The sequence below is a fragment of the Polaromonas sp. genome, assembly GCF_030689685.1.
Classification (GTDB): Bacteria; Pseudomonadota; Gammaproteobacteria; order Burkholderiales; family Burkholderiaceae_C; genus Polaromonas.
In genome coordinates this window covers 33,125-56,654 of record NZ_JAUYEY010000007.1, presented here as the reverse complement: position 1 = coordinate 56,654, position 23,530 = coordinate 33,125, and the positions used below count along the sequence as shown (strand labels likewise).

20 protein-coding genes, 2 tRNA genes and 1 pseudogene are annotated in these 23,530 nt (G+C 61.5%); 17 read left to right on the top strand and 6 right to left on the bottom strand.

All coding sequences use genetic code 11. The features are described 5' to 3' along the window. Window positions 1-79: 79 nt before the first annotated feature. From Q8O29_RS01925 to Q8O29_RS01900, 6 genes and pseudogenes are all read left to right on the top strand, one after another. A pseudogene (locus tag Q8O29_RS01925) lies at window positions 80-199 on the top strand (glutathione S-transferase family protein); the annotation flags it as partial. 281 nt (window positions 200-480) lie between these two features. Then, a complete protein-coding gene (locus Q8O29_RS01920) occupies window positions 481-1,422 on the top strand; it encodes a sensor histidine kinase (RefSeq protein WP_371134125.1) in 942 nt (313 codons plus the stop codon). Between the two features lie 88 nt (window positions 1,423-1,510). Next, window positions 1,511-1,587, top strand: a tRNA-Pro gene (locus Q8O29_RS01915). 75 nt (window positions 1,588-1,662) lie between these two features. Further along, window positions 1,663-1,739: transfer RNA gene (locus Q8O29_RS01910), tRNA-Arg, on the top strand. A 117-nt stretch (window positions 1,740-1,856) separates the two neighbouring features. Then, on the top strand, window positions 1,857-2,132 hold the full coding sequence (locus Q8O29_RS01905) for a type II toxin-antitoxin system Phd/YefM family antitoxin (RefSeq protein ID WP_305560367.1): 276 nt from the start codon (window positions 1,857-1,859) through the stop codon (window positions 2,130-2,132). Between the two features lie 6 nt (window positions 2,133-2,138). Then, window positions 2,139-2,480 (top strand): type II toxin-antitoxin system RelE/ParE family toxin, encoded by a 342-nt coding sequence (locus Q8O29_RS01900; protein ID WP_305560366.1) that lies wholly within the window; start codon window positions 2,139-2,141, stop codon window positions 2,478-2,480. Window positions 2,481-2,569: 89 nt separating this feature from the next. On the opposite strand, the gene boxB is transcribed toward Q8O29_RS01900, so the two are convergent. From boxB to Q8O29_RS01885, 3 genes are all read right to left on the bottom strand, one after another. Beyond that, window positions 2,570-3,994 carry a benzoyl-CoA 2,3-epoxidase subunit BoxB gene (gene boxB, locus Q8O29_RS01895; protein ID WP_305560365.1) on the bottom strand — a complete coding sequence of 475 codons (1,425 nt, stop codon included), beginning with the start codon at window positions 3,992-3,994 and terminating at the stop codon, window positions 2,570-2,572. A gap of 144 nt (window positions 3,995-4,138) precedes the next feature. Then, a complete protein-coding gene (boxC, locus tag Q8O29_RS01890) occupies window positions 4,139-5,842 on the bottom strand; it encodes a 2,3-epoxybenzoyl-CoA dihydrolase (protein WP_371134131.1) in 1,704 nt (567 codons plus the stop codon). Between the two features lie 32 nt (window positions 5,843-5,874). Beyond that, on the bottom strand, window positions 5,875-6,813 hold the full coding sequence (locus Q8O29_RS01885; RefSeq protein ID WP_305560363.1) for a helix-turn-helix transcriptional regulator: 939 nt from the start codon (window positions 6,811-6,813) through the stop codon (window positions 5,875-5,877). A gap of 126 nt (window positions 6,814-6,939) precedes the next feature. Between Q8O29_RS01885 and Q8O29_RS01880 the strand changes: the two genes are divergently transcribed. From Q8O29_RS01880 to Q8O29_RS01845, 8 genes are all read left to right on the top strand, one after another. Further along, entirely contained in the window at window positions 6,940-7,431 is a 492-nt protein-coding gene (locus Q8O29_RS01880; RefSeq protein WP_305560362.1) for a flavodoxin domain-containing protein, read from the top strand. A gap of 78 nt (window positions 7,432-7,509) precedes the next feature. Continuing rightward, window positions 7,510-9,087 carry a benzoate-CoA ligase family protein gene (locus Q8O29_RS01875; protein WP_305560361.1) on the top strand — a complete coding sequence of 526 codons (1,578 nt, stop codon included), beginning with the start codon at window positions 7,510-7,512 and terminating at the stop codon, window positions 9,085-9,087. A gap of 158 nt (window positions 9,088-9,245) precedes the next feature. Further along, complete coding sequence (locus Q8O29_RS01870) at window positions 9,246-10,445, top strand: ABC transporter substrate-binding protein (protein ID WP_305560360.1); 1,200 nt, start codon at window positions 9,246-9,248, stop codon at window positions 10,443-10,445. Between the two features lie 217 nt (window positions 10,446-10,662). Beyond that, entirely contained in the window at window positions 10,663-11,526 is an 864-nt protein-coding gene (locus tag Q8O29_RS01865; RefSeq protein ID WP_305560359.1) for a branched-chain amino acid ABC transporter permease, read from the top strand. Window positions 11,527-11,641: 115 nt separating this feature from the next. After that, on the top strand, window positions 11,642-12,664 hold the full coding sequence (locus Q8O29_RS01860) for a branched-chain amino acid ABC transporter permease (RefSeq protein ID WP_305560358.1): 1,023 nt from the start codon (window positions 11,642-11,644) through the stop codon (window positions 12,662-12,664). Continuing rightward, window positions 12,657-13,403, top strand: coding sequence for an ABC transporter ATP-binding protein (locus Q8O29_RS01855; protein WP_305560357.1), 747 nt, complete (start codon window positions 12,657-12,659; stop codon window positions 13,401-13,403). The genes Q8O29_RS01860 and Q8O29_RS01855 overlap by 8 nt, the downstream gene beginning before the upstream one ends. A gap of 91 nt (window positions 13,404-13,494) precedes the next feature. Next, window positions 13,495-14,211, top strand: coding sequence for an ABC transporter ATP-binding protein (locus Q8O29_RS01850; RefSeq protein ID WP_305560356.1), 717 nt, complete (start codon window positions 13,495-13,497; stop codon window positions 14,209-14,211). Window positions 14,212-14,335: 124 nt separating this feature from the next. Beyond that, entirely contained in the window at window positions 14,336-17,719 is a 3,384-nt protein-coding gene (locus tag Q8O29_RS01845; RefSeq protein ID WP_305560355.1) for a PAS domain-containing protein, read from the top strand. A gap of 10 nt (window positions 17,720-17,729) precedes the next feature. Here Q8O29_RS01845 and Q8O29_RS01840 read toward each other — a convergent pair whose 3' ends face one another. Continuing rightward, the gene (locus tag Q8O29_RS01840) at window positions 17,730-18,548 is read right to left on the bottom strand and encodes an IclR family transcriptional regulator C-terminal domain-containing protein (RefSeq protein ID WP_305560456.1); all 819 of its coding nucleotides are present in this window, start codon (window positions 18,546-18,548) and stop codon (window positions 17,730-17,732) included. Between the two features lie 154 nt (window positions 18,549-18,702). On the opposite strand from Q8O29_RS01840, the gene pobA reads away from it, so the two are divergent. Beyond that, entirely contained in the window at window positions 18,703-19,887 is a 1,185-nt protein-coding gene (gene pobA / locus Q8O29_RS01835) for a 4-hydroxybenzoate 3-monooxygenase (RefSeq protein WP_305560354.1), read from the top strand. 33 nt (window positions 19,888-19,920) lie between these two features. Here pobA and Q8O29_RS01830 read toward each other — a convergent pair whose 3' ends face one another. Both Q8O29_RS01830 and Q8O29_RS01825 read right to left on the bottom strand, forming a co-directional pair. Beyond that, window positions 19,921-20,142, bottom strand: coding sequence for a helix-turn-helix transcriptional regulator (locus Q8O29_RS01830; protein WP_305560353.1), 222 nt, complete (start codon window positions 20,140-20,142; stop codon window positions 19,921-19,923). Between the two features lie 10 nt (window positions 20,143-20,152). Next, window positions 20,153-20,722: a DUF2975 domain-containing protein gene (locus Q8O29_RS01825; protein ID WP_305560352.1), complete on the bottom strand. Its 570-nt coding sequence runs from the start codon at window positions 20,720-20,722 to the stop codon at window positions 20,153-20,155. A gap of 213 nt (window positions 20,723-20,935) precedes the next feature. Here Q8O29_RS01825 and Q8O29_RS01820 point away from each other — a divergent pair, with 213 nt between their 5' ends. Continuing rightward, a complete protein-coding gene (locus Q8O29_RS01820) occupies window positions 20,936-21,838 on the top strand; it encodes a CoA transferase (protein WP_305560351.1) in 903 nt (300 codons plus the stop codon). Between the two features lie 36 nt (window positions 21,839-21,874). Next, entirely contained in the window at window positions 21,875-23,461 is a 1,587-nt protein-coding gene (locus Q8O29_RS01815) for a tetratricopeptide repeat protein (RefSeq protein ID WP_305560350.1), read from the top strand. Window positions 23,462-23,530 lie beyond the last annotated feature (69 nt).

The following is a 23,530-nucleotide window of genomic DNA, read 5'->3' as shown; positions in this document are numbered from 1 at the left end:
CTTTTACAGTCCTGCAGTCATCATAAATCCAAAGGTCGTATTCATGCTTACAGTTTATTCATGGCCCACGCCGAACGGGATCGCCGCGCGGCCAGCGGTGCAGCGTGGCGTCCAGGTGTTGGCGGATTTAAGGCGTCCCATTACCGATGACAAGGCACGTGAGGTGCTGTTTGGCAAGACGCAATACGAGAAGCACTGATTTTCCGGCAACCCCCGGTATTTTCCGCCTCTTTTCAGGGCCGTCATCCCGATTGTGCGCTGCCGCACAGTCGGGCCGGCGAAATGGGGATAGGCTGAAGGATGCTCCACGAATTTCTTTCCCTTCACCGCACATCGCTGATTGATCGCTGCAAATCAAAGAGCGCCAGAAGGTTTGTCCCACAACCCGATCACAAAGAACTCGAGTTCGGAATACCACTCTTTCTGGACCAGTTGATCAAGACCCTGAAGATTGAACAAACGGCCTCTTCGCAACAAGGCATGGCTGTGTCAGGCGCTGCGGGCGGTCCCTCACAGTTTTCCGAGTTGGGCGAAGCGGCAACACAGCACGGGCGGGAATTGTCCCTGCACGGCTTCACGGTTGAGCAGGTGGTTCATGACTATGGCGATTTGTGCCAGGCCATCACCGACCTGGCCTCTGAACTCGATGCCACGATTGAGACCGAAGAATTCCGCACGCTCAACCGCTGCCTGGACAACGGCATTGCCGATGCCGTGACTGAGTTCTCGCACCAGCGAAAAATGATCAGCGACGACAGGGAGAGCCAGGCACTGAACCAGCGCCTGGGCTTTGTCGCCCATGAACTGCGCAACCACATCAATACCGCGATGCTCGCCGTCAGCTATATCAAATTGGGTGCAGTGGGCTTCAACGGGGCAACCGGCGGTGTGCTGGATCGCAGCCTGCAGAGTCTGAAAAGCATTGTTGATCACTCACTGGCTGACGTGCGAATGGCTGCAGGGCTGCCGTCTCGTTCCCGGCGCATCAATCTGGCCGACTTCATTGCCGGCATTCAATCGACCGCAGCGCTGGAAGCCCAATCCCGCGGTTGCGAACTGTCCGTGGCAGAGATAGACCCCCAACTGTTTGTCGAAGTGGACGAGGGATTGCTGTCCTCGGCCCTCGGCAACCTGCTGCAAAACGCCTTCAAGTTCACCGGACATGGCACACGCGTGTCACTAAGCGTACACATCGTGGGTGACCGCATCCGCCTGGATGTGCAGGATCATTGCGGCGGTCTGCCGCCAGGCAATCCGGAAGACCTGTTTTTGCCGTTCAAACAAAACGGTGCCGACAAATCCGGTGTCGGACTCGGCTTGTCTATTTGCCGGCGCAGCGTTGAGGCCAACAAGGGTGTTCTGACGGTTCGCGATCTGCCGGGTTCAGGCTGCGTGTTTTCCATCGACCTTCCCAGGCGCTAGCCGGGACAACTCGCCCTGCCCCTAAGGCAAATAAATCCGCACCCGTTCGCCAGCCGGTCCGCGCTTCGGGCTATAATCTTGGACTTGTCGGAGTGTGGCGCAGTCTGGTAGCGCACCTGGTTTGGGACCAGGGGGTCCAAGGTTCGAATCCTTGTACTCCGACCAAAAAAATCCATCGCAAAAAGCTCACTCTGTGGGCTTTTTGCGCATCTGCGTTTACATTCGCCTTTAGCCGCTTTTCTGCCCGTAGCTCAGTTGGATAGAGCATCAGCCTTCTAAGCTGAGGGTCGGGGGTTCGATCCCCTCCGGGCAGACCAAAAGTACCGCACCGCGCGCGCCAAGCCTCGTCGTCAACGACCACTTCGAGCGCAGTAACGCCTGACGCGCCCGCTCCGCTGCTTGCTGGAAGACTGAATAAAGACTATATTCAGTCCATGCGTTACTCCACCCAGATCAAACCTATCAGCTACCTCAAAGCCAATGCGGCTCAAGTTTTGCGCGATATTGCCGAGCAGCGCGAGCCCATGGTGATCACGCAAAACGGTGAGGCTACAGCGGTCATTCAGGACATTGCTTCTTACGAAAATAGCCAGGAAACGCTGGCCTTGCTGAAAATCCTGGCCTTGGGTAATCAGCAAATTGAGCAAGGCCGGGTTGTACCGGCGGCACAAGCCATTGCCCGCATTCGCGCACGCGCCGCCAAAGCCTGAGCCAGCATGACGGACAAGCCGGTGCGGTATGAAGTCGTACTGACCGAAGACGCGCTGCGCGACCTGGAAGAAATCTGCGACTACATTGCCGAGCACGATGCCCCTGCGAAGGCAGCCCATGTGCTGGCAGCCATAGAGAAACTCCTCGCAACGCTGGCGATATTTCCCGAACGCAGCGCTGTGACCAAGGAACTGCTGGCCATCGGTATTCGGGACTACCGCGAGACTTACTTCAAGCCGTACCGCGTGGTTTACCGGGTCGTCAACCAGCAGGTCTATGTGTACCTGATCGTCGATGGCAGGCGCGACATGCAGGCTTTGCTATTGCGCCGATTGCTTCGCAACTAGCGGACGGTAACTGACTGGAATGCAGGCACGAGCCGGGGTCTGGGAACCGGCATTGCCGAACCGCGGGCGCAGTGAGTCACCGTGGGGGCTTACAGCTTCACGTATTCGTACTCAATCGCATTGGCATTGATACCGCGGTCCGGCGGCGCGATCCAGCCGGCCATCTTGCCGGGCTCTGTCACGCGCTGCATCAGGCTGTGGATGAAGGTTTTGTCTTCGTCGGTGGGCAACCACAGGTCTTTTTTGGCCTGAAATTCGGCTTCGCTGATCGGCTGGCCCTGCGGGTCAGTCTGCACGCTGGCCCAGGCGCCGACGCTGCGGCGAAAACGCGTGTTTGGCAGGCTCAGTTCGAAGTCCACCCCGGCGCGTTTGATCGCCATGTTCCAGCGCGTCACGCCGACATTGCAGTCTTTCACGTATTCGAGGCGCGTGATCTCGTTCATGCCGTTGCGCGTGGAAATCGTTTCGCTCTTCAGGCCGCCCTTGCCGTCCGGCACCTGGATGGTCATCTCGCTTTCGAGTTCGACGTGGTCGGCGAACTTGGCTTCGTCGGGGCGGCCCTTGATGCCGTTGCTGAAATAGTTGGCGGCGTTCGATGACGCTTCCGAGCCGAACAGGTCCAGCGAAGAGGTGAACCAGAAGTTCATGAACTTCTGGACCGTCGGTAAATCGATCACGCCGGCCTTGCGCAGGGTGTCGACGTTGTCGGTGTCCAGTTCTTTCATCACTTCCAGCGTGCGTTTGATCACGCGGCCAATGCCGGTCTCGCCGACAAACATGTGATGCGCTTCTTCGGTCAGCATGAAACGCGTGGTGCGCGCCAGCGGGTCAAACGCGCTTTCGGCAAAGCTCTTGAGCTGGAACTTGCCGTCGCGGTCGGTGAAGTAAGTGAACATGAAGAAGCTCAGCCAGTTGTCCATGGGCTCGTTGAAGGTGCCCAGGATGCGCGGCTTGTCGGCGTCGCCGCTGTGCCGCGTCAGCAGCTCTTCGGCTTCTTCGCGACCGTCGCGGCCGAAGTGCGCATGCAGCAGGTAAACCATGGCCCACAGGTGCCGGCCTTCCTCGACATTGACCTGGAACAGGTTGCGCAGGTCGTATAAAGAAGGCGCGGTGTGGCCCAGCAAGCGCTGTTGCTCGACGGATGCCGGCTCGGTATCGCCCTGGGTCACGATCAAACGGCGGAAGGCACTGCGGTACTCGCCCGGCACTTCCTGCCAGACGTCCTGGCCCATGTGGTCGCCAAAACCGATCTTGCGGTTTTCTTCCTGGTCAGCCAGAAAAATGCCCCAGCGGTAGTCGGGCATGGGGGTGTAGCCGTAGCTGGCCCAGCCCGATGCATCCACACCGACAGCCGTGCGCAGGTACACCTCTTTGGCATTGAAGTCGCTCGGGCCCATCTCGTCCCACCAGCTCATGAAGGCCGGTTGCCAGTGCTCAAGCGCGCGTTGTAGCTGGCGGTTTTCGCCGAGGTTGACGTTGTTGGGGATCAGGGCTTGCAGGTCAATGGTGCTCATGGTGTTTCCTAAAAAATTCAGTCACTCGGTATCTGTTCCCTCTCCCCCTGGGAGAGGGTTAGGGTGAGGGTGCCTGCGGCTTTTAACGCCGAGTCGGGGAGCCCTCACCCCTGCCCTCTCCCAGCGGGAGAGGGAGAAAGAAAATTAGACCCTCTTCCAGTCAAATTTGGCCTTCTTGCCAGTGCCGAAGAGCTTCAATGCACCCTCTTCACCCACTGCATTCGGGCGAATGAAAATCCAGTTCTGCCAGGCCGAGAGGCGACCGAACACGCGTGTTTCCATGGTCTCCTTGCCGGGAAAACGCAGCGAGGCTTCCATGCCGGTCATGGCGTCGGGCGACATCGAGGCACGCTCTTCCAGCATGATGCGGATTTCGTCGTCCCAGTCGATGTCGTCCGGTGTGAGAGTCACCAGGCCAAGCTCCAGCGCCTGGTCGGCGCGCAGCTTGCTGTCGCCCAACTTCTGAAGCTGGTCAATGGTGTCTGCGTCTTCGTAAAAACGCGTCTGTAGCCGCGTCAAGCCGTTGACTGCCGGGAACCAGCCAAAGTTGGCCGGGCTCAATTGCAGCGCAGGCGCGACATCGGGAGAGTCCGGCAGGTCCAGCATGTAGATGCGGTCGCAGGCCAGCGCCAGTTCGTAAAAGGTCCCCGCAAAACACGAGCCAGCATCGCTAAGGGCGATCAGCGAACGGCTGGTCACGTCGATGCGGGCCAGCGTGCGGCGCAGCGCGCCGGTGGTTTCCTTCACCAGCCAGTGGTCCTTGAGTCTGGCCAGCACTTCGTCCATGCGGATCACCTGGCCGGCGTCGCCCGTCGTCTTGATGACCCAGGTGCCGACCTCGAGTTCGTTGGTGCGCAGGTTCAGGATGGCATCGTCGAGTTCACGCTGCAGCTTGAGCGGGTACCAGTCGGCACCGGCAGCTTCAATCGATGCAGCGGTGGACTCGATCGCTGCCACCGGTGCCTTGACGGTGATGGTGGCAATACGGGTGGCGCGGTCCACCAGCGCATCGACCACGCTGTAGTGGTAGCCAGCATCGTCGATGAGCACCTTCAGCGGCGTCAGTTCAATGCCTTTTGAGCCCGCAGCCCTTGTGGACTGGGCGCGGAGCGCTTCTATTTCAGTAGCAAGCAAAGCGCCGAACTGCTGCGGCTTGGCATGTGTATCGATCAGTTTCCAGTCCTTCGCGCGGTCGGCGCGCACGCCTTCGCTGGTGGTGCAGAAGATGTCGGCCAGGTCGCGGCGCACCTTGCGCTTGTCGGTCACGCGGGTCAGGCCGCCGGTGCCGGGCAAGACGCCGAGCAACGGCACCTCGGGCAGGCTCACGGTGCTGGAGCGGTCGTCGACCATCACGATGCGGTCGCAGGCCAGCGCCAGCTCGTAGCCGCCGCCGGCGCAGGCACCGGTCACAGCGGCAATGGCTTTGAGGCCATCGTGGCGCGAGGAGTCTTCCAGGCCGTTGCGGGTTTCGTTGGTGAACTTGCAGAAGTTGACCTTCCAGCCGTGGGTGGACAGGCCCAACATGTAGATGTTGGCGCCCGAGCACCAGATCTTTTCCTTGCCGGACTCGAACACCACCACCTTGACGGACGGATGCTCGAAACGGATGCGGTTGATGGCGTCATGCAGCTCGATGTCCACGCCGAGGTCGTAGCTGTTGAGCTTGAGTTTGTAGCCGGGCTTGATACCGCCGTCCTCGTTGATGTCGAGCTTCAGGCGCGCCACATCCGGTTCAGCGCCCTCGACGCTCAAGGTCCAGTGCTGGTACTTGCTGGGATGGGTGGCAAAGCTCACCAGCTCGCGTTCCTGGCCGTTGATCGTTTTTTTGAACAGCAAGGGTTCTGTCATGGCGTTCATGGGGAGGTCTCCGTTAAGTTCATTTAATTCCGTTCGCCCTGAGCCGGGCCTGTCCTGAGCTTGTCGAAGGGCTCAGCCCAAACGGTAGATGCAGGAACAGCACGCTCCATGTCTTTGAGGCTTTGTTTAAGCGTGCGGGCAGAGGTGTCCACCACCGCGTCGGCGCGTGCATACAGGCTCTCGCGGCTGGCCAGGATGCGGCGCAAATCTTCCATCGCTTCGCTGGTCGCGCCGCGCGTGCTGTCGAAGGGCCGCATGTCGCCTTGGGCCACCACGCGGGCCATGTGCTCTTCCGGGCTGGCCTTGAGCCAGACGCAATAGAAGCGGCTTTGCAGCAGGTCAAAAGTCTCGCGCTCGCTGACGATGCTGCCGCCAGTGGTCATGACGACGCCGTCGGCGTGGTCTTCGACAATACGGAACAGCGCGCGGCGTTCGTAGCGGCGGTAACCGGCCTGCCCATGCAGCAGCAAAATTTCATTCATGCTGGTGCCGGCCTCGCACTCAATTTCGCGGTCCAGCTCGACAAAGGGCACGCCGCGCGCGGTGGCCAGTTGCAGGCCCAGGGTGGATTTTCCGGCGCCGCGCAGGCCGATCAGGGCGATGCGCGCCTCGCGTCCGGAGGATTCACTGAGGCCGAAGGTGCCACCGAGCAGCGCGTAGGCCTGATCCAGTTGCGTGTCGTCGAGTCGGCCCAGCAGGCCCTGTACACGGGCCAGCGCCGGGCGCGGTGCGTCCTGCATCAGGTCAAGAATAGAAATGTTCAGCGCGCGGGCAGCGGCTTCCAGCGAGTTGATCGAGACATTGCCCTTGCCGCTTTCAACGTCGGCCAGAAAGCGCTCGCTCAGCCCGGAATCGGTGGCCAGCGCCTTGCGTGTCATGCCGCGGCGTGCGCGCCAGGCGCGAACCCGGGCGCCCAGCTCGGCGAGGGTGGCTTTGGCTTCGCTTTCAGACATGACTTGCATGGAACACCACTTTTTATAAAAAGTATTTGCGCTAGATCAATATTGCAGTATACTTCATATTAATTAACCGTCAAGCAGTTTATTGCATCTTTTTCGCCCTTAACCGGCTCAGGATGACAGCCCCCCATGAAACTCAAAATTCTTGTAGGCACCATGACCAGTACGGCCGACTATGTTGCGCAGGCGATCCAGATGGATTGCGCCGATCTGGTTCCTGATATTGAAGTGCAGTTGATGGACGGTTTGGACAGCCGCGTGTTTGACACGGGCACTGAAGAAGATGAGATATATCTCATTTGCACCTCGACTTATGGCCAAGGCGACGTTCCCGACAATGCCCGCGCCCTGTACGACTCGCTGGACAGCCAGCCCAAGTTTCTCGGCCATGTGCGTTACGGCGTGATCGCGCTCGGCGACCGCACCTATCAGCAGACCTTTGCCTTCGGCGGCAAGAAGTTCGACGAACGCCTGCAGGGCCTGGGCGCCCGGCGCATCGGTGACCTCTGGATCCATGACGCCAGCAGCGGCACCCTGCCAGAAACCGAAGGCGCCGCGTGGTGCCGACAATGGCTGGCGCAGGTGCTGGCCAGCACCGACAGCACCGAAGCCGCGACCTGAGTTCTAAGCCAAACAAGGCTCCAGCCCATGCTCAGCAGGCGCAGGCAGCTATAAAAAAGAGAGCATCCGGAGACCCAAATGAACCTGAGCCGCGCCGACCACAGTGCCAGCCCACCCCGGGTGGACATTCCCCGCGACTACAACGCCGCCCATGACCTGCTGGCGCGCAATACCGGCCGCCCCGACAAGCTGGCCTTCATCGACGCTGCCAGCGGCGCCACGCTGAGCTACGGCGAACTGGACGACCAGGCGTACCGCTTTGCCAACGCCCTGCGCGCCCAGGGTTTTGCGCCCGAAAGCCGCATCCTGCTGGCGATGCTGGACACGCCCGAGTGGCCGGTGGCCTTCCTCGGCTGCATCCTGGCCGGGGTGGTGCCAGTGGCGGCCAACACCCTGTTGACCACCAAAGACTTCGACTTCATGCTGCGCGACTCGCGCGCCCAGGGCCTGATCGTCTCCCAAGCCCTGCTGCCCGCGTTTGAGCCGCTGATCGGTCAGATCCAGACGCTGCGCACGGTCATCACCGCCGGCGATGATTCGGTATCAAATACGGCTCTTGCCCATATGGTACGGGCACAAGCAGCTACTAAAACAATAGCGCCTACCTGCGCTGACGACGCCTGTTTCTGGCTGTATTCGAGCGGCTCCACCGGTACGCCCAAAGGCACGGTGCATCTTCACAGTCACCTGATCCAAACCGCCGAGCTCTACGGGCGGGGCGTGCTGGGCATCCAGGAGTCCGACGTCGTCTACTCCGCCGCCAAGCTGTTTTTCGCCTACGGCCTGGGCAACGGCCTGACCTTCCCGATGAGTGTGGGCGCCACCGCCGTGCTGCTGCCGGCACGCCCGACACCGGCCGAGGTCTTCGCCATCCTGAAGAAACACCAGCCGACCATCTTTTATGGCGTGCCCACGCTGTACGCGGCCTTGCTGGCTGACCCGGCGCGTCCGCCAAAGAATGAACTGAACCTGCGCGTCTGCACCAGCGCCGGCGAGGCCCTGCCGGCCGAGATCGGCAAAAAGTGGACCGCGCAATACGGCTGTGACATCCTCGACGGCATCGGCTCGACCGAGATGCTGCATATCTTCCTGAGCAACCGCCCAGGCCAGGTGCGCTACGGCAGCACCGGCAAGGCCGTGCCTGGTTACGCACTGCGCATCGTGGGCGACGACGGACGCGACTGCAGCATCGGCGAAATCGGCGAGTTGCAGATCAGCGGACCGAGTTCCGCCCTGATGTACTGGAACAACCGCGCCAAAACCAAGGCCACCTTTGTCGGTGACTGGACCCGCAGCGGCGACAAATACACGGTCGATGCCGACGGCTATTACACCTACAGCGGCCGCAGCGACGACATGCTCAAGGTGGGCGGCATCTACGTGTCACCGTTTGAGGTCGAGGCCTGCCTGATGACGCACCCGGCGGTGCTTGAGGTGGCGGTGATCGGCATCGCGGACAACGACGAACTGATCAAACCAAAAGCCTGCGTGGTGCTCAAGACCGGGCAGTCCGCCACCGCCGATGAGCTCAAGGCCCATGTCAAGCAGCAGCTCGCGCCCTACAAGTACCCGCGCTGGATTGAGTTTGTGCCGGAATTGCCCAAAACGGCCACTGGCAAGATCCAGCGTTTCAAGCTGCGCCAGGCGCAAAGCTGACAGTCCAGGCAAAGTTTCCGTGTTGGCAAAGAAATTGCTTCATATGTAAACAATTTAAACTTCAATCTCGGGTTTTTCACTAGGGTTTTTCACCCGTTGCGCCGTTAACATCCAGACAGTTCAGTGCTTTCTCTTCCGCCTCAACCAGGAGTTTTTCCATGACCTCACGTCTTTCTTCACGCCGTTTGATCTTGAGCCAGAGTGCTGCCGTCATCGGCGTGGCATCGACCGGCCTGCTGCTCCCGCAAATTGTGCGGGCGCAGTCCAGCAAGGTGCGCGTGGGTTTCATGCTGCCCTACACCGGCACATTTGCGCAACTCGGCGTCGCCATTGAAAACGGCTTTCGCCTGGCGATCGACCAGCAAGGCGGCAAGCTCGGTGGCCGCGAGATTGAATACTTCAAGGTGGACGATGAATCCGACCCTTCCAAAGGCATCGAAAACGCCAACAAGCTGGTGCAGCGCGACAAGGTCGATGTGCTGGTCGGCACCGTTCACTCGGGCGTGCAAATGGGCATCCAGAAAGTCGCACGCGACTCCGGCGTGCTCAGCCTGATCCCGAACGCTGGTGTACATGCCGCCACACGCAGCCTTTGCGCGCCCAACGTGTTCCGCACCTCCTTCGCCAACTCGCAGCCCACGCGCGCGCTGGGCCAGGCCATGGTCGCCAGGGGCCACAAAAAAGCCGTCTGGATCACCTGGAAATACGCTGCAGGCGACGAAGCCTTTGAAGGCTTCAAAGAGAGCTACACCGCCGCCGGCGGCACCATCATCAAAGAGTTGGGCCTGCCCTTCCCCAACGTCGAGTTCCAGGCATTGCTGACTGAAATCGCCGCGCTCAAGCCCGACGCTGTGGCCTGCTTCTTCGCCGGTGGCGGCGCCGCCAAGTTCATCCGCGACTACGCCGCCGCCGGCCTCAAGGGCAAGATCCCACTGTATGGCTCCGGTTTCCTGACCGAAGGCGTGCTTGACGCGGCCGGTCCCGCTGCTGACGGCATCATCACAACCATGCATTACAGCGACTCGCTGGACACGCCGCGCAACAAGGCCTTCCGCACAGCCTATGCCAGCCGCTTCAAGATGCAGCCCGACGTCTACGCGGTGCAGGGTTACGACACCGGCCTGCTGCTGGTCCAGGGCGCCAACGCCGTCAAGGGTGACTTGAACAGCAAACCGGCGCTGTACAAGGCGATGGAGTCCGCCGTGATCGATAGCCCGCGCGGCAAGTGGACCATGAGCAAGTCGCACAACCCGGTGCAGGACATTTATCTGCGTGTCGTGGAGAACAAGGAAAACAAGGTCTTGGGCATTGCCGCCAAAGCCCTCGCCGACTCCGGCGCTGGCTGCAAGATGACATGACCCCCACGGTTGCTCACTGCGTGTAGCGCCCTGCCCCCCGAGGGGGCCGCTGCGCCTGCGGCCGGCAGAGCCGGACTGCGGCCCCGGCTGGTCTGGGAATCATGTGAGCGATCTTCGGGTGCAACGGGAGGTTCTCGGACCTCCTATTTTTTTGGTACAGAGCTTGCGTGGGAACACGCGCTGGATGAACCCTTCCCACTGAACACGTAACGCATCGATGGATCTCGCCAACTTTCTCATCCAGCTGCTCAACAGCGTGCAATATGGTCTGCTGCTGTTCATGCTGGCGGCCGGGCTGACGCTGATCTTCGGCATCATGGGCGTGGTCAACCTCGCGCATGGCAGCTTTTACATGCTGGGGGCCTACCTCGCCTGGTCGCTCAGCGCGTATTTCGGCAGCCTGACGCTGGCCATCCTGGTCGGCGCCGTACTCTCGGCGATTTTTGGGCTGGCGCTTGAATGGCTGTTGTTTCGCCACTTCTACCACCGGGATCACCTCGATCAGGTGCTGCTGACCTTCGGGCTGATCTACATCTTTGAAGAGCTGCGTTCCATCCTCTGGGGCGACGACGTGCACGGTGTGCCTATTCCCGAGCTGCTCAGCGCATCGATCCCGCTGACTGACAACCTGTCCTACCCGGTCTACCGCCTGTTCATGTCGGCCGTGTGTATTGCCTTGGCGGTCGGGCTGTACCTCCTGATCTCCAAAACCCGGCTCGGCATGAAAATTCGCGCCGGCGCCTTCAACCGCGACATGGCCGGTGCGCTGGGCATCAACATCAAGCTGATCCATGCGGTGGTATTTGCCCTCGGCGTCACGCTGGCTGCAGTGGCCGGCATGATTGCCGCGCCGGTGGCCAGCGTCTACCCCAACATGGGCTCGCAGGTGCTGATCATGTGTTTTGTGGTGGTGGTGATCGGTGGCATCGGTTCGGTGCGCGGCGCCATGATTGCCGCGCTGCTGGTCGGCCTGGTCGACACCTTCGGCAAGGTGTTGCTGCCGCAGGTGGCCGGCATGCTGGTCTACATGCTGATGGCGGCGGTCCTTCTCTGGAAACCTGAAGGCTTGTTCAAACAATGAATCGCTCGCAGCCCCCACGCTTTTCACTTCGTGTAATGCGCTGCCCCCTCAAGGGGCTAATTTTCCTAGGGGCGGCCCGTCGGAAAATTGACTGCGCTTGTCCTGGAAATTACAGATGAGCGCCGCCAAAGCAAATCTCGAAGTCCTGCCGCGCGGCGTGCAGGTGGCGCTCGCCCTGGGCCTGGTTGCCCTCGCCGCCTTTCCGTTCTCCGGCACCGACTTCTATGTGCAGATGGTCACGCGCATGATGATCATGGCGATTTTTGCGATGAGCCTGGACCTGCTGCAAGGCGTCACCGGCCTCGTGTCGCTGGGCCATGCCGCCTACTTCGGCCTGGCCGGATATGCGCTGGCTTTCATGATGCCGCAGGGCGAAGCGGTCAGCTTATGGTGGACCTTGCCGCTGGCCGTGTTGGCCTCCGGGCTGGGCGCGCTGATCATCGGCTTCTTCGTCGTCCGCACCCATGGCATCTACTTCATCATGGTGACCATGGCCTTTGCGCAGATGGTGTTCTTTCTGTTTTTCGACAACAAGGTGCTGGGCGGCTCTGACGGCCTGTACATCAACTTCAAGCCAATGATTGCGCTGTTCGGCTGGACGCCCTTCGCCTGGTGGGATCTGGACAACAAGCGCACGCTGTACTACTTCACACTGGCCGTGCTGCTGGTGGTCTACGCCTTTTTGCGCCGCCTGCTGTGGAGCCCGTTTGGCCGTGCGCTGGCCGGCATCCGTGTCAACGAGCACCGCATGCGCGCCATGGGTTTCGGCACCTTCCGCTACAAGCTGACGGCCTTCACGCTGGCCGGTGCGCTGGCGGGCCTGGCCGGTTACTTGTGGGGCACACAGACCGGCTACATCAACCCCGAACTCATGGGTTTCCACATGAGCGCGCACGGCATCATGATGGTGATCCTGGGCGGCATGGGCAACTTTGCCGGCGCCATCGTCGGCGCTTTTGCTTTCGAGTATTTGCTGCATGTGTTCAAAGACCTGCCGCACATCGGTAGCGTCAACCTCGGCAAACACTGGCAACTCTGGATGGGCCTGTTCATCGTGTTGCTGGTGACCTTTGCGCCGCGCGGCATCCTCGGCCTGGTTCAGCGCTTCGGCAACTCACGGAAAGCTGACCATGGGTGAAGTCCTGCTTTCTGCCCGCAACCTGACCAAACGTTTCGGCGGCCTGGCTGCCGTGAACGATGTGTCCATTGATTTGCAGCGCCAGCACATTCATGCGGTGATCGGCCCGAATGGCGCCGGCAAATCAACCCTGACCAATCTGCTGTCTGGCGATCTGCCGCCCACCTCTGGCTCGGTACAACTCGGCGACACCGAGGTCACCGGCTGGAACCCCGAAAAAATCTCACGTCAGGGCCTGGGCCGCAGCTACCAGAAAACCAATATTTTTCTGCCCTTCAGCGTTTGGGACAACGTCCGTTTGGCCGCCCAATCGCGTCAGCCCCATGCCGCCCGCTGGCTCAGCCGCGCTACTGATTTCATAGCTGTCAACGCAAGCGCCACAAGGGCTTTGGAGCTTTCTGGCCTTGAGCACCAGAAAAACGCCGTGGCCGGCACCATCAGCCACGGAGAGCAGCGCCAGCTCGAGATCGCCATGACGCTGGCGACCGGGCCGCAGGTGCTGCTGCTCGACGAACCGCTGGCTGGCATGGGCGCACTTGAAGCCGAACGCATGGTCGCGCTGCTGCTGTCCCTGAAAAAAGAACATGGCATCCTGCTGGTTGAACATGACATGGACGCGGTCTTCACGCTGGCTGACCGGCTGACCGTGATGGTGGACGGCAAGGTGATTGCCTCAGGCACACCGGCGGCGATCCGCGCCGACGCGGGCGTTCAGGCCGCCTACCTCGGGGAGCACTGATGCCCCCACGCTTTTCACTTCGTGTAATGCGCTGCCCCCCGAGGGGGCTGGCCTTGCTTGGGACGGCCCGGCGCGGCGGCCGTACAAAACCATGACCAACGATTTACTGATCAAGGCCAAAGGCATCCACACCTGCTACGGCGCCAGCCACATCCTGCGCGGCATCGACTTTTCTGTCGCGCGCGGTGAGACCATAGGTCTGATGGGACGCAACGGCATGGGCAAAAGCACCTTGCTCAAAAGCATCATGGGCCTGGTCAAGCCGCGCTCGGGCAGTGTGGACATCATGGGCAAGCCGATGATGGGGCGTGCGCCTTATGAGATTTCGCAACTCGGCATTGCTTATGTGCCTGAGGGCCGGGGCATCTTCGGCAACCTCAGCGTGGTCGAAAATCTCAAGATGGCGGCGCGTGCGGGAACCCATGGCCAACGCGACTGGACCTACGAACGCGTGCTGGAGACCTTCCCGCGCCTGAAGGAACGCCTGAGCCACGGCGGCCAGCAGCTATCGGGCGGCGAGCAGCAGATGCTCACCATAGGCCGGGCCCTGATGACCAACCCCGACGTGCTGATCCTAGATGAAGCCACCGAAGGCCTGGCCCCGCTGATTGCGCGCGAGATCTGGCGGATCTGCCAATTGGTACGCGACACGGGCATCAGCAGCGTGATCGTTGACAAAAACTGGAAACACGTCAGCCAGATCACCGACCGCAATATCATCCTTGTCAAGGGTGAAGTGGTGTTTGAAGGCAGCTCTGCCGAGCTGCGTGCAAACCCGGAACTTCTGGCGCAATACCTCGGCGTTTAGCCGCGCGCCGGGGGTCAACCGCATAATCGACAAAGCCCGCCCCGCATGGCATCATGACTTGCCCGGTGCGGTGCTGGGGGACCGGGACACATGGGTGTCCGCGTCGAACTGAAAGGCTACATTCATGCGTTGGCCCTGGCAAGTTGAGGCAGCCTCTCCGCCCTACCTGTGGCCCTCCGGCTCACCACAGCCCTCCATCGTCCGGCCTATTGCCTGGCTGGCGGGCGGCCTGGTCATCGTATCGGCCTGCGCCGTTGCCATCGCGCTTTTCTACCTCCGCGGCGAAGCGCTGCGTTCAGGCGAGATTCTGACCCAGTCCCTGATTCAGGTGATTGAAGAGCAGACCAGCCGTACCTTCCAGACCGTCGATCAACGCCTGCAGCTTGCGGTCAGCCAGCTGCAAGCACTGCAAGCTGAAAAAAGGTTTGACGAAAACTCGGTCCGATCCATGCTGCGCGAGCAACTGACGGTGCTGCCCTTCGTGCGCGCCATCTGGGTGCTGGACGCGGAGGGCCGCATCCTGTTCGACTCGGACACCGGCAATATTGGTATCTCGCTGGCCGACCGTGAGTACTTTCAGATTTACAAGCAACGACCGGTCACACAATTTCATCTCAGCGCCCCCGTGCGCAGCCGCTCAACGGGGACCTGGCTGATCAGTGCATCGAGGCCGTTGCGTACCAGCGGCGAGGCATTTTCTGGAGTGATTGTCGCTGCCGTCGAGCCGCCCTACTTCGACAAACTCTGGCGCAGCATCAACCTCGCTAAAGGCGGCGCGATTGCACTGTTTCGCAAGGATGGCGTGCTGATGATGCATAGCCCCATGGAAGACAGCGCTATGGGCAAGGCTTTCCCCGACCTGCCCCTGTTTTCGGAGTTCGCCAAAAGCCCGCAGGGCACTTTCACCGCGACCAGCGCATTTGACGCCCGTCTCCGCATGGTCGCCTATCGCGGACTGGAACCCTATCCCGAGCTCATTGTTGTCGGGGGGTCGCCCTATGAAAATGTGCTGGCCCCGTGGAAGCGTTTTGCAACACTGACCTGGCTGATCTGGTTTGCCGCAGCTATGACCGTTACGTTGCTATCGGTGCTTCTCTTGCGGTATGCGCAGCAGCGCGAACGCACGGAACTGCGTTTTCGCCAGTTGGCGCAGGCCATGCCACAAATTATGTTTATCACCGACGCCAGCGGTTTCATGGTTTTCATCAACGACCAATGGAGCCGTGTCACCGGGCAACCCGTGGAAGCGTCCCTGAACGGGGGCTGGTTCAGGCGGATTCACCCCGATGACCTGGCAAAAACCATGGAAGATTTTCTTGGCGCCATCGACACCGGGCAAAGTATGCACAACGAGCATCGCCTTCTCTGCGGCGACGCAAGCTACCGCTGGCAACTGGCGCGCATCCTGCCCAATCGCGACGCCGCCGGGTACATCGTTTCCTGGTACGGCACCTCCACCGACATCGACGATCTGAAACAGGCCGAAGCCTCTCTGCACGCCAAAACCGGACTGCTCCGCATGGCGGGTCAACTCTCCCGGCTAGGCGGCTGGGCACTGGAATTGCCGGAACGACGATTTTTATGGTCAGACGAAGCCTCCTTCGTTCTTGAATTGTCCGAAGGCAGCGCACCCACGCTGGAGTCAGCCATTGGCCTGTGTGCGCCGCAGTCGCAGGCGCTGGCGACCGTCGCCACTCAGGCCTGCATCGAACACGGCACACCTTTTGATATCGAGGTGGAGATGTTGACTGGCACCGGGCGCAGCATCTGGGTGCGGTCCATGGGTCAAGCCGTGCGCGACGCCAGCGGCAACATCGTGCGCATGCAGGGTGCGCTGCAGGATGTCACCTTGCGCGTCCAGGCAGAGCAGGAAGTCAAGGCCCAGCTGCATACTCTGCAACGCACCGCAGAGGCAGCCCAGACCATCACCCGGCACCAGACGCTGGAGGCGACGATGCACGAGGCCGCAGAACAGGTGCGCGTGATTCTGGGCGCGCAGCAGGCGGTGATCGGCCTTTCCGGCAAAGGCAATCCGGGTGGGAATATCACGGCGCTCGCCCTCTCGGACAGTTACGCGAGCTACCAGCAGCTGATGGACGATCCGCACGCCAACAGCATCCAGACCGTTGTCTGCGACACCAACCGCCCGCTGCGCATGACCCAGACCGAACTGATGGCGCATCCGGATTGGCGCGCTTTTGGCAGACACATCGGCGCCTACCCGGTCAGCGGCTGGCTGACGGTTCCGCTGACCGGTCGTGCAGGCACAAATATCGGATTCCTGCAGATGTCGGACAAACAGGGCGGCGATTTCACGCAGCAGGACGAATACGTCGCCACCGAACTGGCCCAACTCACTGCCATTGCGATTGAAAACGTCAACCTGCTGGCCGAAGTCCGGAACCTCAACAGTGGCCTGGAGGAAAAGATCACCCAGCGTACTCTCGAACTGTCACGCCAGGAGGCACTTTTTCGCACGCTCGCCGAGCAGGCGCCCCAACCCATCTGGACCGTCGATGCGCGCGGCTCAGCCACCTTTCTCAGCCGCGCCTGGTACGAGATCGCCGGAGGGGCGCCACCCGACTGGCATGGTTATGGCTGGGTCGATCTGGTGCATCCTGACGACATTGCAGCCATGTCACAAAACTGGATCAACTCCTGCAAAAACCTCAGCCCGTATACCGGCATACGCCGACTGCGCGGCCACGGCGGCACCTACCACACCATGTCTTACCGGGCTTCACCCGTTTTTAATGAAATGGGCGAGGTGTCCTTCTGGGTCGGCATCGACGTGGATGTCACCGAGACCAAGGCCATAGAGGCGGCGCTACGGCTGTCCAACGCAGAACTGGAAGCCTTTTCCTACTCGGTGTCGCACGACCTGCGCTCGCCGCTGACGTCTGTAGACGGTTTCAGCCGGCTACTTTCCAAAGAGCTCGATGCCCAGCAGAACGGCAAGGTGCGGCACTACCTGACGCGCATTCAGGCCGGCGTGGAAAAAATGGGGCAATTGATTGAAGGCCTGCTGACGCTGGCGCATGTGGCACGGCAGGAGTTGCAGCTCGAACCCATCGATCTGAGCGCAGTCAGCACAGAGATTCTTGAGCGCCTGCAGTCTGCAGAGCCTGAACGCAAGCTCAACTTCAGTGTCGAGCCGGGGTTGCTGGTGCAAGGCGACAGCCGGCTGATTTGCTCGGTGATGGAAAACCTGCTCGGTAACGCCTGGAAATTCAGTGCGCGCCGACCGTTCGCAGAAATCTCCGTCGGCAGGCTCCGGCCGGGTGGTGCTTTTTATGTGCGTGACAACGGCGCCGGCTTTGACATGGCTTATGCCGACAAGCTTTTCGGCACCTTCCAGCGATTGCATGAGGTGGCCGACTACGCCGGAACCGGAATCGGCCTGGCCACGGTAGCCCGGGTCATCGGGCGCCACGGCGGCCATATCTGGGCCGAAGCGGCGCCAGACCTGGGCGCCACATTTTTCTTTACCCTGCCATCGGCGCCGTAAAAACAGCCGCTTACATCAGGGGCCGCAACTCCCTGGCCGCGTCGAACAGCAGCGGCAGCAAGTCACGCTGCATTTCCTGAGCCGTCAGGCGCTGCGGCGAAGCCACCACATTGAGCGCAGCCACCGTGCGGCCCTGCATGTTGCGCAGGGGTACCGCCAGCGCGTGCACGCCCAGCTCATGCTCTTCCACGGCCAGGCAGCAATCATCATTGCGAACCTGATCGATCACCGCACGAAACTGTTTGACGTCGGTGAGGGTGCGCGCGGTCAGGCGCGGCAGGGTGCGGCCCTTGAGCCACTGGGTCAGCGCGGTTTTGGGCTTGGCCGCCAGCAACACGCGCCCTGTCGAGGTGGCATGTGCCGGCAGGCGTGCGCCCAGGTGCAGGCCGTAGGCCAGCACACGCACAGCGCCACTGGCGCCACTTTTCCATTCATACCCGCTGCGCCCGACGATGACCACCTCATCGCCATCGAGCACACCGGCAGAAAACGACTCATGGGTCTGCGCCGCCAGGCGATTCAAGGTCGGCTGAACCGCTCGCGGCAAACGCGCCGACGCGAGGTAGCTGCCCGAAAACCGCAGCACCTTGGGCGCCAGCCAGTAATAACTGCCATCGGTTTCCAGATAGCCCAGGTGCGCCAGGGTCAGAAGGTGGCGCCGAGCCGCCGCGCGCGTGATGCCCGCCCGTTCGGCGGCCAGCGTGGCATTGAGGCGCTGGCGCTGCGTGTCAAAACTCTCCAGCACCGCCATGCCCTTGGCCATGCCTTCGATCAGATCGGCTTTGGCAATCGGTTTGGGGGTTTGCAGGACACCGGCCGGCCCCGACATCTGCGCGGAAAGGTTTGAAGCGCTGCTCATTGCGCGATCATCGCACAAATGGCTCGGAGATCGTGCAACGCCCCGCTGCCGGGTGCCCACGCATCTAGCCAGTGGGGCGTGCAAGACCTACGCTCACCGGCAGGACAAACAGAGGGAGACAGACATGCGTGTACAGGTTGCCATCATCGGCGCAGGCCCCTCCGGCCTGCTGCTCGGCCAGTTGCTGCACAAGGCCGGCATAGATGCCGTGATCGTTGAGCGCCAGAGCGGCGACTACGTGCTCGGCCGGATTCGTGCCGGCGTGCTGGAACAGGTCAGCGTCGACCTGCTGGACGAAGCCGGTGTCGGCCAACGCATGCACCGCGAGGGCATGGTGCATGGCGGGTTTGACATGCTGTTCAAGGGTGAACGCCACCGCATCGACATGAACCGCCTGACCGGCGGCAAAAACGTCATGGTTTACGGCCAGACCGAAGTCACCCGCGACCTGATGGATGCCCGGCAAGCTGCCGGCCTCACCACCATTTATGAAGCCGGCAACGTGTCAGTGCACGACTTTGACACGAAGAAGCCGCGTGTGCGCTACGAAAAAGACGGCCAGACGCAGGAGATCGAATGCGACTTCATCGCCGGCTGCGACGGCTTTCATGGCGTGTGCCGCGCCAGCGTGCCCGAGGGCGCCATCACCGAGTACGAAAAGGTCTACCCCTTCGGCTGGCTGGGCGTACTCGCCGACACCCCGCCGGTGCACCATGAACTCATCTACGTCAACAGCACACGCGGCTTTGCGCTGTGCTCGCAACGCAGCGCCACTCGCAGCCGCTACTACCTGCAGGTGCCGCTGACCGACAAGGTCGAAGCCTGGTCGGACGATGCTTTCTGGAACGAGCTGCGCCTGCGCCTGGACGCGGGCGGCCGCGACCACCTCGTCACCGGCCCATCGATCGAAAAAAGCGTGGCCCCCCTGCGCAGTTTTGTCGCCGAACCCATGCGTTTTGGGCGCATGTTCCTGGCGGGAGACGCCGCGCACATCGTGCCGCCCACCGGCGCCAAGGGGCTGAACCTGGCCGCCACCGACGTGAAATACCTGTCCGGCGCGCTGATTGAGTTCTACGCCGAAAAGAGCGAGGCCGGCATCGACAGCTACTCCGAGCGCTGCCTCAGGCGCGTCTGGCGCGCCGAGCGTTTTTCGTGGTGGTTCACCAGCCTGATGCACAACTTCCCGGAGAACGGCCCCATCGGCCAGAAGCTGCAGGACGCCGAACTGGACTACATCGTGCATTCGGAAGCCGGTGCGCGCTCCGTCGCGGAAAATTACGTGGGCCTGCCGCTCGATTTCGGCAACTAAGCCGCAAGCCGGGGTCGGGGTCGGGGTCGGGTGTCATCTCTGAACGTCGCCCTCAGCTTCATGCACCAGCAAATCCCCCGGCTGGCAATCAAGAAACTCGCAGATCTTCATCAGCGTGTCAAAGCGCACACTCTTCACCTTGCCCTGCTTGAGCAGCGACAGATTGGCTTCGGTGATGCCGACATACGCCGCCAGGTCCTTGGACCGGGCCTTGCGCTGAGCGAGCATCACATCGAGTTTGACAACGATGGACACGTGCTTGTGATCAGACGAACTGCGCGTTTTCTTCCGCCAGCGCCACGGCGCGCGACATCACCGCAGCAATCTGCCAGACCATGCCGGCAAACAGCAGGGTGATCAGCTCGTTGCTGCCCAGGCCCACAGCCAGCGCGCGCTGCCCGGCAGGCGCACCCAGGGTCAGCACCACACTGATCGCCATGGCCACAAAAAAGCCCGCGACCACCGGCGCAAAAATGCCGGCGGCAAAACCGCGCAGGCAACGCACCGTGCGCAGGCTGAAGTACTCGCCCTGCGAGAAGCCAGAAAAACAGCGCATCGCGCAAACCAGGCCATAGGACGCGCAGCAAACTGGCAGCATGCCCAGGCCCACCGCCAGCAGGCGCTGCCATAGCGCCACGTCCAGCATCGCGACCTGCACCGCTGACAGACTGACACCGGCGCGCAGCAACAAGCCTTCGGTCGGCGTGGTCATCAGTTGGTACAGCACCGCCAGCGGCAAGGTCACAGACAGCAAGGCGCAAACCCAGGCGAAAGCGCTGTTCAGGCGCTGCACCTCCGGTCCCGACAGCGTGGTGGCGGTCAATGTGGTTTTCATAAGGCACCTTGTGATGAGGTGGCCAGTATGCCGAATTATTATCTGTAAAACAATAACTAATTACTGTAAAACATAAATTATTTTAATTTTTCATCTCTTTTAATCAGGCCAAGCTGACCCGGATCGGACGTGGCGCGCTTGATGACTCTGGTAAGGTCAGTCTTAAAACCATGGCGGTACCCCTTTGTCCGCCGAACGCAGGAGCCCTTTACCATGCCTTCCCCTCATCCCTCTTTTCTTCCGCTGCAGGACGTGCGCATCCTGAGCCTGGCACTCAACCTGCCCGGCCCCGCCGCGCTGATGCGCTGCCGCCGCATGGGCGCGACTTGCCTCAAGCTGGAGCCGCCCGCAGGCGATCCCATGGGCCTGTACAACCCCGCCGCCTACGCAGAACTGCATGAAGGCGTGAAGGTGCTGACGGCCGACCTGAAAACCGAGGGCGGGCAAAAGGTGCTGCAGCGCGAGCTCGCCAAAACCGATGTCCTGCTGACCTCCTTCCGCCCCTCGGCGATTGAAAAGCTCGGCCTCGGCTGGAAGAAGATCCACACCCTGAACCCCGCGCTGTCCCACGTCGCCATCGTTGGTGCGCCCGGCGCACTCGGTGAAGCCCCCGGCCACGACCTGACCTACATGGCCGACAACGACCTGGTGGCCGGCCTGGAACTGCCGCCCACGCTCTACGCCGACATGGGCGGCTCGGTGATGGCCAGCGAAGCTGTGCTGCAGGCCGTGCTGCGCCAGCGCGAGCCTTATGCCGGCACCGGCGATCCACATCCGCAAGGCGTGTTCCTCGAAGTCGCCCTGTCCGAAGCGGCGAGTTACCTCGGCCTGCCGCGCGCCTGGGGCCTGACCAAACCCGGCGCGGCCGTCGGCGGTGGCCACGCCGGTTACCGCGTCTACCCGTGCAAGAACGGCCGCGTGGCAGTGGCAGCGCTGGAGCCGCATTTTGCGGCGAGTTTGTGTGCGGCGGCCGGCGTGGCGATGAAAGACATGGCAACCATGTTCGCCCCCAGCACACATGAAGCCGTCGCTGCTTTCTTTCTCTCGCACACCTGCGGGCAACTGGACAAGCTGGCGGTGGATGAGGATATTCCGATGCATACGCTGCCGGCCTGAAACATTCCCGCACCGCCTCTGGCAGGAGAAAAAGCATTGTCCGACCCCGCAACCGCACTAGAGCTCTTTCAGGCCGCACTCTCGGCTCATCAAGCCGGACAACTGTCCGAGGCAGAGCATGGCTACTTGCACGTCTTGTCCTTAAATGACCACCACGCATCCGCGACGCATCTGCTTGGCGTGGTGCACCTGCAAAAAGGAAATCTTGCTGCGGCCGAACAGATGATTTGCAAAGCGCTGACCCTGAAGGAAGACGTTTTTTTTCTAGGCAACCTGGGCACGGTACTCAAGGAAAGCGGGCGTCTGCCCGAGGCAGAGGCGGCCTACCGGCACGCCGTTGCGATCAAACCGGACTACGCCGACGCCCACAACAATCTGGGCGTGCTGTACAGGGACAGCAAGCGCCTGCCCCAAGCCGAAGCGGCATATCGGCGCGCCCTGGAGATTCAGCCTGGTTTCGCCGACGCCCACAACAACCTGGGCGTCCTGTTCAAGGATACCAACCGCCTGCCAGAGGCTGAAGCGGCGTATCGGCGCGCCCTGGAAATTCAGCCTGATTTCGCCGACGCCCACAACAACCTGGGCGTCCTGTTCAAGGACAGCAGCCGCCTGCCCGAGGCCGAGGTGGCCTATCAACGCGCTCTGGCGCTCAAGCCCGAATATGTCGACGCCCGCTTCAATCTAAGTCTTCTGCTCTTGAGCATGTCGCGCTTCGATGAAGCCTGGCCACTGTACGAGTCCCGCTACGCTCCGAAAAAAAAGGAAGCTGTCGCCAGAATTCCCAAGCTGGCCTCGCCACAATGGCAAGGCGAATCACTGGCCGGCAAATCACTGTTGATCTGGCCTGAGCAGGGGTTCGGTGACTACATCCAGTTCGTCCGGTATGCGGCCCTGCTTAAAGCGCGTGGCGTCTCGCGCCTGACTGTTGTTTGCGGGCTGCCGCTGGCGCCCTTGCTTGAAACAGTCGAGGGCGTGGATGCGGTCTTGACCGATCAGACACAGATCCCCCCTCACGACTACTGGTCCTTTGTTCTGAGCGTGCCACTGCATTTCGCAACCACGGCGGAGACCATTCCCCTGGTGCCGCTGCCCTATGTGCACGCTCTGCCCGCCCGTGTGGCGCAGTGGCGTCAACGGTTGCCCGCAGCAGGGCGCAAGGTAGGCCTGGTATGGAAAGGCAGCGCCGGGCACAAAAACGATGGCAACCGATCCTTGCCGGGCCTTACCAGCCTGGCACCGCTCTGGTCAGCCCCCGGCGTGACCTTTATCAGCCTTCAAAAGGGACAGGGTGAAGACGAGGCCTCGCAACCACCGGCTGGTCAATCACTCGTGGCGCTGGGTGCGCAGATGCAGGACTTTGCCGATGCGGCCGCCATCGTGAGTCAGCTCGACCTCGTGATCTGCGTAGACACAGCCATGACGCATCTTGCCGGCGCCTTGGGTAAGCCCTGCTGGGTGCTTTTGCCCGCGATAGGCACGGACTGGCGCTGGCTCCTGAACAGAACGGACTCTCCTTGGTATCCAGCTACGCGCCTGTTCCGGCAATCGGATCTGGAAGATTGGAGCGGGACGATCATTGAGGTGGCGGACGCGCTCAAAGTCTGGGCGCGCGTGTCGGCGTGAGATGCCCCCTGCGCTGTTGTTGGTAGGCACGTGGTGCGTAGAGGGTCTGCTCAAAACCAGGACAGACTA